This window comes from Pseudomonas brassicacearum subsp. neoaurantiaca, assembly GCF_013608025.1.
Classification (GTDB): Bacteria; Pseudomonadota; Gammaproteobacteria; order Pseudomonadales; family Pseudomonadaceae; genus Aquipseudomonas.
This window is the reverse complement of record NZ_VDLV01000031.1, coordinates 208-14,795: the sequence shown is the minus strand read 5'-3', so window position 1 is coordinate 14,795 and position 14,588 is coordinate 208. Positions and strand designations below refer to the sequence as shown.

At 58.1% G+C, this 14,588-nt stretch carries 16 protein-coding genes; 12 read left to right on the top strand and 4 right to left on the bottom strand.

The genetic code is table 11. The annotated features are described in order from the left end of the window. Window positions 1–54: 54 nt before the first annotated feature. Window positions 55–984 carry a zinc ABC transporter substrate-binding protein ZnuA gene (znuA, locus tag FHK92_RS16750; RefSeq protein WP_181289034.1) on the bottom strand — a complete coding sequence of 310 codons (930 nt, stop codon included), beginning with the start codon at window positions 982–984 and terminating at the stop codon, window positions 55–57. Window positions 985–1,050: 66 nt separating this feature from the next. Here znuA and zur point away from each other — a divergent pair, with 66 nt between their 5' ends. The 4 genes from zur to FHK92_RS16730 are packed head-to-tail and all read left to right on the top strand — an operon-like array spanning window position 1,051 to window position 3,847. Continuing rightward, the gene (zur, locus tag FHK92_RS16745; protein WP_018602776.1) at window positions 1,051–1,533 is read left to right on the top strand and encodes a zinc uptake transcriptional repressor Zur; all 483 of its coding nucleotides are present in this window, start codon (window positions 1,051–1,053) and stop codon (window positions 1,531–1,533) included. Continuing rightward, the gene (gene znuC, locus FHK92_RS16740) at window positions 1,533–2,315 is read left to right on the top strand and encodes a zinc ABC transporter ATP-binding protein ZnuC (RefSeq protein WP_181289033.1); all 783 of its coding nucleotides are present in this window, start codon (window positions 1,533–1,535) and stop codon (window positions 2,313–2,315) included. The genes zur and znuC overlap by 1 nt, the downstream gene beginning before the upstream one ends. Next, window positions 2,308–3,096, top strand: a complete 789-nt coding sequence (znuB, locus tag FHK92_RS16735) for a zinc ABC transporter permease subunit ZnuB (protein ID WP_030138998.1) — start codon at window positions 2,308–2,310, stop codon at window positions 3,094–3,096. The genes znuC and znuB overlap by 8 nt, the downstream gene beginning before the upstream one ends. 37 nt (window positions 3,097–3,133) lie before the next feature. Continuing rightward, window positions 3,134–3,847: a PA5502 family lipoprotein gene (locus FHK92_RS16730; RefSeq protein ID WP_181289032.1), complete on the top strand. Its 714-nt coding sequence runs from the start codon at window positions 3,134–3,136 to the stop codon at window positions 3,845–3,847. Window positions 3,848–3,954: 107 nt separating this feature from the next. On the opposite strand, the gene katE is transcribed toward FHK92_RS16730, so the two are convergent. Further along, window positions 3,955–6,090 carry a catalase HPII gene (katE, locus tag FHK92_RS16725; protein WP_181289031.1) on the bottom strand — a complete coding sequence of 712 codons (2,136 nt, stop codon included), beginning with the start codon at window positions 6,088–6,090 and terminating at the stop codon, window positions 3,955–3,957. A gap of 266 nt (window positions 6,091–6,356) precedes the next feature. Between katE and FHK92_RS16720 the strand changes: the two genes are divergently transcribed. From FHK92_RS16720 to FHK92_RS16705, 4 genes are all read left to right on the top strand, one after another. Then, a complete protein-coding gene (locus tag FHK92_RS16720) occupies window positions 6,357–7,364 on the top strand; it encodes a methionine ABC transporter ATP-binding protein (protein ID WP_181289030.1) in 1,008 nt (335 codons plus the stop codon). Continuing rightward, complete coding sequence (locus FHK92_RS16715; RefSeq protein ID WP_003177129.1) at window positions 7,364–8,026, top strand: methionine ABC transporter permease; 663 nt, start codon at window positions 7,364–7,366, stop codon at window positions 8,024–8,026. Before FHK92_RS16720 ends, FHK92_RS16715 begins: the two co-directional genes overlap by 1 nt. Before the next feature lie 77 nt (window positions 8,027–8,103). Beyond that, a complete protein-coding gene (locus FHK92_RS16710; protein ID WP_181289029.1) occupies window positions 8,104–8,874 on the top strand; it encodes a MetQ/NlpA family ABC transporter substrate-binding protein in 771 nt (256 codons plus the stop codon). A gap of 360 nt (window positions 8,875–9,234) precedes the next feature. Next, window positions 9,235–9,594, top strand: coding sequence for a hypothetical protein (locus tag FHK92_RS16705; RefSeq protein ID WP_181289028.1), 360 nt, complete (start codon window positions 9,235–9,237; stop codon window positions 9,592–9,594). 112 nt (window positions 9,595–9,706) lie between these two features. On the opposite strand, the gene FHK92_RS16700 is transcribed toward FHK92_RS16705, so the two are convergent. Further along, window positions 9,707–10,372, bottom strand: a complete 666-nt coding sequence (locus tag FHK92_RS16700; protein ID WP_181289027.1) for a hypothetical protein — start codon at window positions 10,370–10,372, stop codon at window positions 9,707–9,709. Window positions 10,373–10,553: 181 nt separating this feature from the next. Here FHK92_RS16700 and FHK92_RS16695 point away from each other — a divergent pair, with 181 nt between their 5' ends. The 4 genes from FHK92_RS16695 (at window position 10,554) to FHK92_RS16680 (ending at window position 13,427) form a co-directional block, all read left to right on the top strand. After that, window positions 10,554–10,928 carry a lysozyme inhibitor LprI family protein gene (locus FHK92_RS16695; protein WP_181289026.1) on the top strand — a complete coding sequence of 125 codons (375 nt, stop codon included), beginning with the start codon at window positions 10,554–10,556 and terminating at the stop codon, window positions 10,926–10,928. Between the two features lie 300 nt (window positions 10,929–11,228). Further along, entirely contained in the window at window positions 11,229–12,353 is a 1,125-nt protein-coding gene (locus tag FHK92_RS16690; RefSeq protein ID WP_181289098.1) for a GGDEF domain-containing protein, read from the top strand. A gap of 369 nt (window positions 12,354–12,722) precedes the next feature. Next, window positions 12,723–13,142, top strand: a complete 420-nt coding sequence (locus FHK92_RS16685) for an organic hydroperoxide resistance protein (RefSeq protein WP_181289025.1) — start codon at window positions 12,723–12,725, stop codon at window positions 13,140–13,142. Between the two features lie 33 nt (window positions 13,143–13,175). Next, window positions 13,176–13,427 carry a hypothetical protein gene (locus tag FHK92_RS16680; protein ID WP_181289024.1) on the top strand — a complete coding sequence of 84 codons (252 nt, stop codon included), beginning with the start codon at window positions 13,176–13,178 and terminating at the stop codon, window positions 13,425–13,427. A 112-nt stretch (window positions 13,428–13,539) separates the two neighbouring features. On the opposite strand, the gene FHK92_RS16675 is transcribed toward FHK92_RS16680, so the two are convergent. After that, a complete protein-coding gene (locus FHK92_RS16675; RefSeq protein ID WP_181289023.1) occupies window positions 13,540–14,328 on the bottom strand; it encodes an SDR family NAD(P)-dependent oxidoreductase in 789 nt (262 codons plus the stop codon). Window positions 14,329–14,588: the final 260 nt, after the last annotated feature.

Below are 14,588 nucleotides of genomic sequence, written 5' to 3'. Positions count from 1 at the left end.
GCTTCGCAGCCCAGCGGGAGCAAGCTCCCTCGCCACAGGTTCTGCGTCACCAGGCTATAGCGACTCCAAACACCCCGCCAAATCATTGCCCAACTTTTCCAACAACTGCTCATACCCCTGCGCCGTCGCCGGGGTGTAGCCACCCAGCGCGTCCAGCTCAGCCAGCTTGACCGGCAACCCGGCCACCAGGGTTTCGGCCAGGCGCGGGCGCAGCGGTGGTTCGCTGAAGACGCAGGTCTTGCCCACCGCCTGCAAGCGCGTGCGCATGGCCGCCACATGCTGGGCGCCGGGCTGGACTTCGGCGGCCACGGCGAACACCCCGGCGTGCTTGAGGCCGTAGTTGTCTTCGAAATAATCGAACGCCTCGTGGAAGACAAAATACGGCTTGCCCGCGATCCCGGTCAGGCGCGTCTTGAGGCGCACGTCCAAGGCATCGAGGCGCTGGTTGAAACCCTTGAGGTTGCTTTGATAACGGGCAGCGTTCGCCGGATCCGCTGCCCCCAGGTCAGCCGCCATCCTGGCGGCGATCACTCGCGCGTTGTGCGGCGACAGCCAGAGGTGGGCGTCCACGGTCCCGGGGCGATGATCGTGATCGTGCTCATCGCCGTCATCGTCATGGTCCTCGTGGGACGCGCTGTCCTCGGCAAAATGACGCAACTTGAGGCCCGGCAGATCCTGCACCGCAACCGATGGCAACGTACGACCGTTCAACACACGCGGTAGGAAACCTTCCATGTCGGGCCCAATCCAGTACAGCAGGTCCACCGACTGCACCTTGCGTACATCAGAGGGCCGCAACGCGTAATGATGGGGCGAAGCGCCTGGCGGCAGCAGCACTTCCGGAACGGCTACGCCGTCCTGCACTGCAGCGGCAATCAATTGCAACGGCTTGATGCTGGTAAGCACCTTGACGTCGGCCTGGGCCGAGCCCATCAGCAGCAAACTTGCGACAAAAGCGACAAAGAGCGAAAAAAATCGGGACACGATGACCACTCGAAGAGGCGAGAACGGGTAACATAATAACGTCTCTCACTGAACTCGTCGCTGCCCATGCCTATCACCCCCCTCGCCAGCCGTCCCCACGATCACTCCCACTGCGTGCACAGCGCGCTGTCCGAGGCCGACGCCATTTGCGCGCGCCAAGGGTTGCGCCTGACCGCCCTGCGTCGGCGCGTGTTGGAATTGGTCTGGCAAAGCCACAAGCCATTGGGCGCCTACGACATCCTCGCCGTGCTCAGCGAGCAGGACGGCCGTCGTGCCGCGCCGCCAACCGTCTATCGCGCGCTGGATTTCCTGCTGGAGAACGGCCTGGTGCATCGCATTTCGTCGCTGAACGCCTTCGTCGGCTGCAACCATCCGGAACACGCCCACCAAGGCCAGTTCCTGATTTGCCGCGAATGCCACGCCGCCATCGAGCTGGAACAGAAATCCATCAGCGATGCCATCATCGCCAGCGCCAAGGACGTCGGCTTCGTGGTCGACACCCAGACCGTCGAAGTGGTCGGCTTGTGCTCCGGCTGCCAGGGGGCCTGATGAGCAATGCGCTGATCCGCCTCGAACAGGTGGCCGTGACGTTCGCCGGGCAGAACGTGCTGGATGACATCCATTTAAGCGTCGAACCGGGGCAGATCGTGACGTTGATCGGCCCCAACGGTGCCGGCAAGACCACCCTGGTGCGCGCCGTGCTGGGGCTGCTCAAGCCGGACAGCGGTAGCGTCTGGCGCAAGCCTCGGTTGCGCGTCGGTTACATGCCGCAAAAACTCCATGTCGATCCAACCTTGCCGCTGTCGGTGCTGCGATTCCTGCGTTTGGTGCCGGGCGTGGATCGTGAACGCGCCTTGGCAGCGCTGAAAGAAGTCGGTGCCGAGCAGGTGATCGACAGCCCGGTCCAGAGTGTTTCCGGCGGTGAGATGCAGCGGGTATTGCTGGCCCGCGCCCTGTTGCGCGAGCCAGAACTGCTGGTGCTCGACGAGCCGGTACAAGGGGTCGACGTGGCCGGCCAGGCCGAGCTGTACAGCTTGATTACCCGTTTGCGCGACCGACATGGCTGCGGCGTGTTGATGGTGTCCCACGACCTTCATCTCGTCATGAGCACCACCGACCAGGTGGTCTGCCTGAACCGTCACGTCTGCTGTTCCGGGCACCCCGAGCAGGTCAGCGGCGATCCGGCCTTCGTCGAGTTGTTCGGAAAAAACGCACAAAGCCTGGCGATTTATCACCACCATCATGACCATGCCCATGACCTGCACGGTTCGGTGGTCAACGCCCCTTCTGCTTCAAAACATGTTCATGGAGACGGCTGCAAGCATGGCTGATTTTCTGTTGTACGCCCTGCTCGCAGGCTTGGCACTCGCGCTGGTGGCCGGCCCCTTGGGCTCGTTCGTGGTCTGGCGGCGCATGGCCTATTTCGGCGACACCTTGTCCCACGCAGCGCTGCTTGGCGTGGCCATGGGCTTTCTGCTGGACGTCAGCCCGGCCATTGCGGTGACGGTCGGTTGCCTGTTGCTGGCGGTGGTGCTGGTCACCCTGCAACAGCGCCAACCGCTGGCGTCCGACACACTGCTGGGTATCCTGGCGCCGAGCACCTTGTCCCTCGGGCTGGTAGTGCTGAGCTTCATGCGGGACGTGCGGATCGACCTGATGGCCTATCTGTTCGGCGACCTGCTGGCGATCAGCCCGACGGATCTTGCCTGGATCCTCGGCGGCAGCGCGGCGGTGCTGCTGTTGCTGGTGGCGCTGTGGCGCCCGTTGCTGGCGGTCACCGTCCATGAAGAGCTGGCGCGAGTCGAGGGTTTGCCCGTGGTGGGCCTGCGCTTGGCGCTGATGCTGTTGATCGCTGTGGTAATCGCCGTGGCGATGAAAATCGTCGGCGTGTTGCTGATTACTTCATTGCTGATCATTCCGGCGGCTGCGGCACAGCGTCACGCCCGCTCCCCCGAGCAGATGGCCTTGGGTGCGAGCCTGCTGGGCATGCTCGCGGTGTGTGGCGGGCTGGCGCTGTCCTGGTTCAAGGACACCCCGGCCGGCCCATCGATCGTGGTCAGCGCCGCTGCGTTGTTTCTGCTGAGTTTTGTCCTGCCCCGTCGAGGGGTGTAGACTTGCTCGCTTTTTGCGCAAATAGAGAGTCGCAGGAATGAAGCCGTTCGCCTCCCGTTATCTGCTCCTTGTCGCGTTTTCCGTGCTGCTGGGCGCCTGCCAGAGCGCGCCGCCAGTCATCGAGCCCCCTGATACAAGGGCTCCGGCCATCGCCCAGCTCGAACAGAGCCTGGCCGGCAATGAGCTGGCCACCGCTGAAGATCAGTTGGCCGCTTTGCAAAGCCAGGCGCCCGAAGATCGTTCGCTGGAGCCCTACCAACGGCAACTGGCCGAGGCGTACCTGCGCCGCAGCCAGATCGATCTGCAAAAAGGCGATGTAAACGCCGCCGCCACTGCCCTGAGCCGTGCCCGGGCCTTGATGCCAAAGGCTCCAGCGCTGACCGGCGAAGTCAACAGTGCCATTGCCGAGGCCCGCAAGGCCGAGCTGGATAAAGCCGAAGCCGACCTCAAGGCTGCCGAAGCCAAACCCGTCGCCAAGGTGATCGACCCGAGCGCACCGAGCACCACCGTTGCGCTTAACCTCGCCGATATTCAACAAATGCGTCGTCAGTTGGACGCCATCGCCGCCGATGTAGTGAATTATCAGTGCGACGTCAGCATCCAGGCGCCACGCACCGATGATTATCCTTGGCTGGCAACCTTGCTGAGCAAGCGGGTCAGGAAGCTTGATCCGGAGTTTGATCTGAAACTGCAGAAGCAGATTTTGCGCAGTGTGCCGGCGCAGGTTGTGCTGACTCCGCGCAAGCCTTAAAAAGCTTCGCGAGCAAGCTCGCTCCCACAGGGGGTTTTGTAATCGACACAAAACCACTGTAGGAGCGAGCTTGCTCGCGATAGCGCCCTACCAGACAACAACTCTCTTTAGGCCGGAACCGCCTTCGCCTTGGGCTCCCGCGCCCAAACCCGATGCTGGGCAATCGCATCGAAGAACGCCTGGAACTTGCTGGCATCCACATCCGGGATCAATCCCGCATCCGCCTCCAGCTTCAACAACACCAATAACTGCCGCGCTTCGCCATGAAGCGCAATCGCCTTCAGGTGCTTGTACGCTTCCAGCAGGTAATGCAACGCCACGCCATCGCCGCTCAGAGCCTTGATGGACTCCACCCCGCCCGGCACGAATACCGCGTCAAAAGCAATCGACGGCAGGCCTTCCATGGATGCATCCACCGCTAGCGTTTGCCCATCGGCCGTGGTGACCGGCGCCGAGGTCGGCCCCAGCAATTTGGCGTGGGCGCCTTCGGCCTCCAGGGCTTGCTTGAATGCATCGATGATTGCGCCATCGACACCGTTGGCCACCAACACCGCCACTTTGCGCGTCTTGATGTCGCCGGACAGCAGGTTTGCCTGGCTCAAGGCGGGGGATTGCTCTAGCGATGGCGTTGGTACATCAACGGTACCGGCGGTAGGTTCCGGCAACCCCAGGTTCTTCGCGACCCGTCTGGCCAGCTCCAAGTCGATGTTGGCCAGGATTTCATTGACCTGCCGCGCCCGGATGAACTCCCGTTCCACCTTGCCCAGCTCGAAGCTGTAGGCGGCGATGATGTGCTCCTGCTCATGAGGGCTCATGCTCTTGTAGAACAGCCGTGCCTGGGAGAAATGGTCGCCAAACGAATCGCTGCGCTGGCGGATCTTGTGGGCGTCGATACGCTCCGGATAGCTTTCGAAACCGCCATCCTGAGGACCCGGCGGAGTCTCTTTCGGCCAACCGCCATCAATGGAGTTCGGCTCGTAGGACGCGCGTCCCTTGTCGATGGTAGTGCGGTGCATGGCATCGCGCTGGCCGTTGTGTACCGGCGTGATCGCCCGGTTGATCGGCAACTCATGAAAATTCGGCCCACCGAGTCGGCTGATCTGCGTATCGGTGTAGGAAAACAGCCGACCTTGCAGCAGCGGGTCGTTGGAGAAGTCGATACCCGGCACGATATGCCCGGGGCAGAACGCAACCTGCTCGACTTCGGCGAAGAAGTTATCCGGGTTGCGGTTCAGCACCATTTTGCCCAACGGGGTGATGGGCACGAGTTCTTCGGGAATGATCTTGGTCGGATCGAGCAGGTCGAAGTCGAACTTGTGCTCGTCTTCCTCGGCAACGATCTGCACGCCGAACTCCCATTCCGGGTAATCGCCCATCTCGATCGACTCCCAAAGATCGCGACGGTGGTAATCGGTATCCTTGCCGGCCAGTTTCTGGGCTTCGTCCCACACCAACGAACAGGTCCCGGCCTTGGGTCTCCAGTGGAATTTGACGAAGCTGCTTTTGCCTTCGGCGTTGATCATACGGAAGGTGTGCACGCCAAAACCCTGCATGGTGCGTAGGCTTTTTGGAATGGCCCGGTCAGACATCGCCCAGATCACCATGTGAGCCGACTCCGGCACCAGCGAGACAAAATCCCAGAACGTGTCGTGGGCCGAGCCGCCTGTAGGAATTTCGTTATGGGGCTCGGGTTTTACCGCGTGGACAAAGTCTGGAAACTTCACCGCGTCCTGGATGAAAAACACCGGCATGTTATTACCCACCAGGTCGAAGTTGCCTTCGTCGGTAAAAAATTTCACCGCAAATCCGCGCACGTCCCGCACGGTGTCGCCGGAACCGCGTGGACCTTGCACGGTGGAAAAGCGCACGAAAACTGGCGTCTTTTTACTCGGGTCTTGTAGGAATCCGGCTTTGGTCAGGGCCACATGTGATTCATAGGCCTGGAAGTATCCATGGGCACCGGTGCCGCGGGCGTGGACGATGCGCTCCGGGATACGTTCGTGGTCAAAGTGCGTGATTTTTTCACGCATGATGAAATCTTCGAGCAGCGAGGGTCCGCGGGGGCCTGCGCGCAGGGTGTTCTGGTTGTCGGCAATCTTCACGCCCTGGTTGGTGCGCAGCGCCTGCTCCGTGGCATCGGAGCGAAACTGCTCCAGGCTTTCGAGCTTGGCGTTGGTATTACTGCGATCCAGGGTATCGGTCCCGGCCAGTTGGCTGGGGGCGGCAGGTTTGTTGGTGCTCATCAGGCATGACTCCTCGTTGCGATCCCCGCCTTGGCCAGGACCCTTGAGTTCGATGCGCCAGGCACGGTACCTGGGCATGTTTTGAGTTGCTTAATGAGTGACCGATGCCGTTTCGCTGTGTTCCTTTTATCTGTCCTTTGATCGCCTTATTGCCAAATCGCTGGTTCATTCTCAAATAAATGCTAAGAACCTCTATACGGACAGGCTAAAATGCGCGCCCGGCTAACCGCTGATCCTTTTTCAACGCGCCCCACAAGGTTCGCTACGTGATCGAGTTTCAAGACGTCCATAAAACCTACCGAGTCGCCGGTAGGGATATCCCCGCCCTGCATCCGACCAGTCTGACGATTGAGAACGGTCAGGTCTTCGGCCTGATTGGCCATTCCGGTGCAGGAAAAAGTACCCTGCTGCGCCTGATCAATCGCCTGGAAGATTCCACGGGCGGCAAGATCATCGTCGACGGTGAAGAAGTCACCGCCCTGGACGCCAGCGGCCTGCGCCGTTTCCGTCAACAGGTCGGGATGATTTTCCAGCACTTCAACCTGCTCGCGTCCAAGACCGTGGCCGACAACGTGGCGCTGCCGCTGACGCTGGCTGGCGAATTGTCTCGCAGCGACATCGACCAGCGCGTCGCTGAATTGCTGGCGCGGGTAGGGCTGTCCGACCACGCCCGCAAATACCCGGCGCAATTGTCCGGCGGCCAGAAGCAGCGCGTCGGCATTGCCCGCGCCCTGGCGACCAAGCCCAAAATCCTGCTGTGCGACGAGGCCACCAGCGCCCTCGACCCGCAGACCACCGCTTCGGTCCTGCAACTACTGGCAGAGATCAACCGCGAGCTGAAGCTGACCATTGTGCTGATCACCCATGAAATGGACGTGATCCGCCGCGTTTGTGACCAAGTGGCCGTCATGGACGCTGGCGTGATCGTCGAGCAAGGCCCGGTGGCCGAGGTGTTCCTGCATCCGAAGCACTCGACTACCAAGCGTTTCGTCCAGGAAGACGAGCAGATCGACGAAAGCGAGCAGCGCGACGATTTCGCTCACGTGCCGGGGCGTATCGTGCGCCTGACGTTCCAGGGCGAAGCGACCTACGCGCCGCTGCTCGGCACCGTCGCTCGCGAAACCGGTGTGGACTACAGCATCCTGGCCGGTCGCATCGACCGCATCAAAGACACCCCCTACGGGCAACTGACCCTCGCCATCACCGGCGGTGACATGGAAGCGGCATTCGCCCGCTTCACCGCGGCCGATGTCCACATGGAGGTGCTGCGCTGATGGAATTTTTTGCAAACATCGACTGGCTGGAAATCTGGCTGGCCACCGGCGACACCTTCCTGATGCTGTTCGGTTCGCTGCTGTTCACCGTCCTGCTCGGCTTGCCCCTGGGGGTTTTGCTGTTCCTGTGCAGCCCGCGCCAACTGCTCGAAGCCCGCGGCGTTTATGCGCTGCTGTCGCTGGTCGTCAACATCCTGCGTTCACTGCCATTCATCATCCTGTTGATCGTGATGATTCCGTTCACGGTATTGATCACCGGCACCTCCCTGGGCGTGGCCGGCGCGATCCCACCGCTGGTAGTCGGCGCGACACCGTTCTTCGCTCGCCTGGTGGAAACCGCCCTGCGCGAAGTCGACCGCGGCATCATCGAAGCCACCCAAGCCATGGGCGCGACCACCCGGCAAATTATCGTCAACGCCTTGCTGCCGGAAGCCCGCCCGGGCATTTTTGCAGCGATTACAGTGACAGCGATTACGCTGGTGTCCTACACGGCCATGGCCGGTGTGGTCGGCGCCGGTGGTCTGGGCGACCTGGCGATCCGCTTCGGCTACCAGCGTTTCCAGACCGACGTGATGGTCGTTACCGTGGTGTTGCTGCTGGTGTTGGTGCAGGTCCTGCAGACCGTGGGCGACAAACTGGTTGTGCATTTTTCTAGAAAATAAGGCCTCGTGCCAATAAACATGAGCCGGCCATTCGCTGGCAGGCGCCGAGAGCAGGCGCCTCAAAAGGAGTTAGCTGAATGAAAAAACTACTGGTCGCCTTCGCTGCCGCCGCAGCGTTCTCCGCCCACGCCGACACCCTGACCGTCGCGGCCACGCCCGTCCCCCACGCGGAAATCCTCGAATTCGTCAAACCGGCGCTGGCGAAGGAAGGCGTGGATTTGAAGGTCAAAGTGTTCACCGACTACATCCAGCCAAACGTTCAGGTCGCGGAAAAGCGCCTGGACGCCAACTTCTTCCAGCACCAGCCGTACCTGGATGAGTTCAACAAGGCCAAGGGCACGCATCTGGTGAGCGTGGCCGGCGTGCACCTGGAACCCCTGGGTGCTTACTCCAGCAAGTACAAGGCACTGACCGAATTGCCTGGAGGCGCCAACGTGGTGATCCCGAACGATGCCACCAATGGCGGCCGTGCGCTGTTGCTGCTGGCTAAGGCTGGGGTGATCAAGCTCAAGGATTCGAACAACATCCTTTCGACCATAAAGGACATCACCGAGAACTCGAAGGATCTGAAATTCCGTGAATTGGAAGCGGCAACTATCCCGCGCGTGCTGACTCAAGTGGATCTGGCGCTGATCAATACCAACTATGCGTTGGAGGCCAAGCTTGATCCTTCCAAGGATGCGTTGGTGATCGAAGGTAACGACTCGCCGTATGTGAACATCCTGGTGGCTCGTGAGGATGACAAGGATAGTGAGGCGATGAAGAAGCTGGTTGCGGCTTTGCATACGCCGGAAGTGAAGGCTTTTATTCTTGAGAAGTACAAAGGCGCGGTTTTGCCGGCGTTTTGAGCTGATCGGGCGGTGATAAAAACGGGGCTGCGTGGGAATGCAGGCCCGTTTTTTTATGCTCGGAAATCGCGAGAGGCTTTTCTTACGTTCATGGGAAAAAAGGGCGAATAGGCCATGTAGTTAGGCTTTGCGTCCTATATGCAACCAAGGGCGGACTAGAAGAGCGGATTTCTGCCCATAGGCAGAAAACGGCAAGAAGCAGCCGGTCGACAAACTAGTGGCAAAAAGGTGCTGTCCTGCTACCTTTTTACCTAATCGGGCTTGCTGTCACCCTGTCGCATCCCCTCCGACCGAGCTCGCTTACGGCGACGAAAAACGCGACATGGCATGTCTACCCAATGAGGCTGTCAGGATAATGCCATGAAAAATCGATGCCCTCGCTGCGGTTATATCGCAGACGATTTACCGCCAAGCCTTAGATGCCCTGACTGCGATAACTTTTCCCACGATTGGCTGATTTATGACTGGGAAAGCTTTTCTTCAGTGAAGCGACGACACAGCAAATATAATCTATCCATTATCGGCATAACTCTAGCCAACTTATTCGTGACAATAACTCTAAAATCACAGATGCCATTTCAATGGTTATTCAGCTTGCTATTTATTCCAGCCATTATAAATTTTCTTTATTGTCGCAAGCAGCTTGAAAATAAATCAGGCTATGAGGGGCATAAAGGCAAATCTTTATTTTTTTGGTTTTTCGGTTTCGGGGGCAGCTGAACGCTACTGACAGGCGAGAATATGGCGGTTTGATAAGGCGGCGGTAAGCAGCGGGCGCGTTTTGCTCTTGTGCGCTCGACCGCCGTTTCTTCAGGGGACGTCATTTTCATTTCTACTTTGAGCGAAAGTAGCTGATAACAAAGCTTAATTTTTTAATGACGTAAAAAATCAACACAAATAAAATCAATACAGATATCACAACTCCAGCGATATTTATGGCTGCTACGACCTGCGCATAGATCGACAAAAAAACCAAAAGAAAGGTATAACTTGTGATGTGCTTATCTCTGACGACTAATAATAGCGGGATTGCGGCTACGATGGATGCATGAATAAGAACAACAAACAGTATCTCTGCGCTTAGCTGATAGGGAATGCTTCCAGATCTTGCTTGCTCAATTATTATCATGGCTTCATACAGGAGAAACTGTATGGCTCCAATGACAGTAAAGCTGATTACCATAAGTGTTAAGGCGTGAATTTTTTTTGTGTTCATCGTGCTTTCCAAGATACGGATGCTGGAAAGGATATCGTCTGGTACTGGATAAAGGGAGCGCTTGCAGCCCTCAATGACTGCCTCAACGAACGTTAGTAGAACGGGGTGATCAGCATTGCCGGCGCGCCGAAGCGCCCCCTGCGCAAGTCTAACTACCCCGGGATACCGTGGCGAGGGAGCTTGCTCCTGCTTGGCTGAGCAGCCATCACAACCGATTTGTGCGGTTTGTCTGTAGGAATGTGTCGGTCTTTTTGGGGCTGCTGCGCAGCCCAGCGGGAGCAAGCTCCCTCGCCACGGTGACCGGATCGGGAATGCCCCTCGCTCGATACGTGGTGGCTACTTTGTCTTTCAGCCCGATGGGGGGGCGGGGGCGTTGCAGTTCTGCTTCATTGTTCTACAACCCTCATGATAAATTCCCGCCGCGACCTCTAATCAATAGAGGGCATTCAGGGAGAGAAGTTAAGTGATCAAGTCTTTGTTGGTTGGGGCATTGCTGGCAATGGCATCCGCATCGGCATCTGCGATGAGTTGCGATAACCCTAGAAACGCCTATGACAGAACCTATTGTGCGTCGCTGAAAATGGTTCAGTCGGATCAGGACATCAATGATCAATATAAAAAGACCATGAGTGCGCTGAACCCCGAGCAAAAGAAAAAGGTGAAAGCCGCTCAGATCCAGTGGATCAAGATTCGCGACAACGCCTGTTCCAACGATGGCCTGCTCTACCTGGACTGCGCCAACGAGAAGACTGAAGCGCGTATCGTCATACTCAAGGCTGTGGAGCGCGAGTGCCGTGCTGCCGGTTGCGACGATGCCAAGCTGTCGCAAGTCGAGTAATCCGTAAACAACTTGCCCTCGCTGAGAAACCCGACGTAACGCGTCGGGTTTCTCTTTTGGCGGGTTCGATGATCTGATTTTGAGCTACCGGGAGGCAGGATTGATTCCGGCCTGATCCTGTAAAGAAGATGATGCAGTTTGCCTGTAGGAATGGTTGGGGCTGCTTCGCAGCCCAGCGGGAGCAAGCTCCCTCGCCACGGGGTTCGGTTCAATCGGGGCCTTGGGTGTAATTCAGTTGTTTGCATTGGTGGCAGGGTGCCACAATCGCCGTTTTCGTTGCGTCACGATCAGGTGGATCAAATGGATGGCCCAAGATCTCGGAACGGCCAGGATTGCTTCATAGCCGAGCAAGTGCGAACTGACCGACTGCAGCAACTGTTTCGCCAATCCGTTTCTGCGGTTTTCGGCAGTTACCTGGCTGCCATCATGCTGAGCTGGCTGTGTTGGGACCGGTTTGAGCACAGCGTTGTTTTTTGGTGGCTGATCATCCTGACCGCATCGACGCTGTTGCGCATCGCAATGTTCGTTGCCTATTTCCGCAGCGCCGAAAGTGAGCGCACGCCTCAACGCTGGGAGCGCAGATACTGGGTCACACTGGTGTTATCCGCCAGCATCTGGGGCGGTGGGGCGTTTATGCTCATGCCGGCGGACGATCTGTTGTCCCAGGCGTTGGTCATGCTCTTTACCGTCGGCATGTCCGTCAGCGCGGTGTCTTGCTATTCGGCCTATCGGAATATGACGCTGGTCTCCATTGGCGTGGTGCTGTTTCCGTGCACCGCCTGGCTGTTGTTTCAACCGTCCTCGATTCAAGTCGGCATGGCCCTTTCGATCCTGGTGTTTGCGGCCTTCGCGGCCCGCGCCACGCACAAAATGTCCCAGGCACTGGAGATTGCCTTTCGACTCACCCGTGAGATGGAACAGGCGAACAGCATTTCGACCCGTGCCGCGCAAACCGATGAACTGACCGGACTGAAGAGTCGACGGGCTTTTTTCGAGCACGCCCAGCAGCTCTACGATGAATGTAAGAGCAACCGGTTGGGATTGTGCGCAGTCATGTTGGACATGGATCACTTCAAGCACATCAACGACACCTATGGCCATCAGGTAGGGGATCAGGTTCTACGCGAGATGGGGGTGGTGATCAGTTCGTCGTTTCGAGCGACGGACATTCACGGCCGGCTCGGTGGGGAAGAGTTCGCCATTTTGCTTCCGGATACTTCAATCGAAGTCGCTACCCAGATTGCTGAACAGCTCATCGATGCGATTGCGGGTTTGATGATCGAGCCTGTCCAAGTCATATCAGCCAGCCTCGGTGTCGCATCGACGGGAGCCTGTAGCAAGGATCTCCACAGCTTGATGAACGATGCGGATAAAGCCCTGTATCGGGCGAAGGCGTTGGGCCGCAACCGAGTGGCTGTGGCTTAGCCGGGGTAGCTTTGCCTTTTTAGTCGGGTATTGATCGTTCCCACGCTCCTTGGGAACGATCCGAGAAGCCCACCATTCTGCTTTGACGCTCTCTCTGAAGGTCAGCAATAACGCTGAACCTGCCTGATCTTCCCAAAACCTCCTTCCTCTTGGCTTATCTGTCGGCCCACATGAGCTGGCGACATTGCTTCGCCTAAAAATAAATCTCTTAAAAATCAGATGGTTAAATCATAACCGATAAATTTCTTAAAATTTATCTTGCGCGCTAATTATTCATTCGTTAACTTTATCGCAACTGGTTAGCGCACAAGCATTTAGCGCAAATCAAAACAACCCTTAATCAGACCAATCAGCAAAAGAGGAAACACCATGAACGTTCTCTACACCGCAGTCGCAACCTCCACCGGTGGCCGTGATGGCCGTGCTGTTTCCAGCGACAATATCCTTGATGTGAAACTGGCCACTCCAAAAGCCCTGGGCGGCGCCGGTGGTGAAGCCACCAACCCTGAGCAGTTGTTCGCAGCCGGCTACTCGGCTTGCTTCATCGGCGCGTTGAAGTTTGTCGCCAGCCAGAGCAAACGCAGCATTCCGGCTGACGCCTCGATCACGGCCCACGTCGGCATCGGCCAGATCCCTGGTGGTTTCGGCCTGGATATCGACCTGCACATAAACCTGCCAGGCCTGGATCAAGCCGATGCTCAAGCGCTGGTCGATGCAGCTCACCAGGTTTGCCCGTACTCCAACGCGACACGCGGCAACGTCGACGTCCGTTTGCACGTCACCGTCTAACTCACTTCATCCATAAACAAAAAGGATCTGGACATGAACACTCTCGGCAAAACACTCATTGGCTCGCTTCTGGCTCTGTCGCTCGGCAATGCGTTCGCGACTTCTTTTGTCCAACCTACGTTCGCTGAGGGTGGTTCGGATCGACTGATCGAAAGCCGCGTAGCTGAAGGCGGCTCCGATCGACTGATCGAGAGCCGTGTCGCCGAAGGCGGCTCGGATCGACTGATCGAAAACCGCGTGGCCGAAGGCGGCTCGGATCGATTGATGGAAAACAGAGTGGGCTGAACAATCCCTTCATCGCTTCGAAAAACGGTCTAATCCACCATGCTGCTTCCAGACAAAACGCCGCTTATCTCTCACGAGAAAGCGGCGTTTTTTTGCAACGTATTCCAGGATCCTAAACGATGCTATCCACCACACCGCCATCCACACGCAGTGCCGCCCCGGTGGTGGCCGAGGCCTGTTCCGAGCTGGCGTAGATGATCATGTTGGCGACTTCCTCGACGCGCGCCGCGCGCTGGATGATCGAGGTGCTGCGGTGCTCGTTGACGAAATCTGCCGCGACTTTTTCCAGGCTTTCCCCACTGCGCTCGACGTCAGCCTGGAGCATCTGGGCAACGCCCTCGGAAAGGGTCGGCCCGGGCAGCACCGAGTTCACCGTCACACCCGTGCCGGCAAGGCGCTTGGCCAGGCCGCGAGCGATGGAAAGTTGGGCGGTCTTGGTGAAGCCGTAATGGATCATGTCGGCGGGAATGTTCACCCCCGATTCCGACGAGATAAACACTATCCGCCCCCAACCGCGCTCGACCATGCCCTGAGCGTAGGCCCTGGCAACCCGCACGCCCGACATCACGTTGGTTTCAAAGAAACGCTGCCATTCGCTGTCCGGCGTTTCGAAGAAGTCTTCCTGTTTGAAAATGCCCAGATTGTTGATGACGATATCGAAGCTGGGGTGCTTGGCGATGAGTGCCTCGCAGCCAGGCACGTGACTGAGATCACCGACAAAGCCAGTCGCCCTTGAAGCAAGGGCGCCCAAGCGCTGCAGCGCGTCCTCCACGCTGCTTTCGCTGCGACCGTTGATGACCACGTGGGCGCCAGCTTCAAGGAAGCCTTTGGCAGTCGCGAAACCGATACCGCTGGTGGACCCGGTGACCAGGACGTGACGTCCGGTGAAGTCGATATTCATGAGGGAACTCCTTGATTAATGAACCAGAGGAAGTGCGATATTTCTGGCTGGACGGTGATCCGACGGATTTAGAAGGGCTTTGCCGTCCAACGTCGCCGATATCGCAGGCCCTTAATCATGGACACGATTGAGGCTTTGCGCCTCTTTGTAACGGTCTTTTCCGCGAATGCCCACTGATACTTCCTTGGCAGGTTGGGAACAAGCAAGGTTAGGGCATCAACCGATATTCAATGTGAATGTGCGGCCCTCTTCGCGAGCGG

What these genes read in the sequence shown, in the direction of transcription:
- FHK92_RS16710 (WP_181289029.1), top strand. Translation starts at nt 8,104, where the DNA reads ATGAAAAAACTACTGGTCGCCTTCGCTGCCGCCGCAGCGTTCTCCGCC.
- znuC (WP_181289033.1), top strand. Translation starts at nt 1,533, where the DNA reads ATGAGCAATGCGCTGATCCGCCTCGAACAGGTGGCCGTGACGTTCGCC.
- znuB (WP_030138998.1), top strand. Translation starts at nt 2,308, where the DNA reads ATGGCTGATTTTCTGTTGTACGCCCTGCTCGCAGGCTTGGCACTCGCG.
- katE (WP_181289031.1), bottom strand. Translation starts at nt 6,090, where the DNA reads ATGAGCACCAACAAACCTGCCGCCCCCAGCCAACTGGCCGGGACCGAT.
- FHK92_RS16675 (WP_181289023.1), bottom strand. Translation starts at nt 14,328, where the DNA reads ATGAATATCGACTTCACCGGACGTCACGTCCTGGTCACCGGGTCCACC.
- FHK92_RS16715 (WP_003177129.1), top strand. Translation starts at nt 7,364, where the DNA reads ATGGAATTTTTTGCAAACATCGACTGGCTGGAAATCTGGCTGGCCACC.
- FHK92_RS16705 (WP_181289028.1), top strand. Translation starts at nt 9,235, where the DNA reads ATGAAAAATCGATGCCCTCGCTGCGGTTATATCGCAGACGATTTACCG.
- FHK92_RS16680 (WP_181289024.1), top strand. Translation starts at nt 13,176, where the DNA reads ATGAACACTCTCGGCAAAACACTCATTGGCTCGCTTCTGGCTCTGTCG.
- FHK92_RS16730 (WP_181289032.1), top strand. Translation starts at nt 3,134, where the DNA reads ATGAAGCCGTTCGCCTCCCGTTATCTGCTCCTTGTCGCGTTTTCCGTG.
- FHK92_RS16690 (WP_181289098.1), top strand. Translation starts at nt 11,229, where the DNA reads ATGGATGGCCCAAGATCTCGGAACGGCCAGGATTGCTTCATAGCCGAG.
- zur (WP_018602776.1), top strand. Translation starts at nt 1,051, where the DNA reads ATGCCTATCACCCCCCTCGCCAGCCGTCCCCACGATCACTCCCACTGC.
- FHK92_RS16685 (WP_181289025.1), top strand. Translation starts at nt 12,723, where the DNA reads ATGAACGTTCTCTACACCGCAGTCGCAACCTCCACCGGTGGCCGTGAT.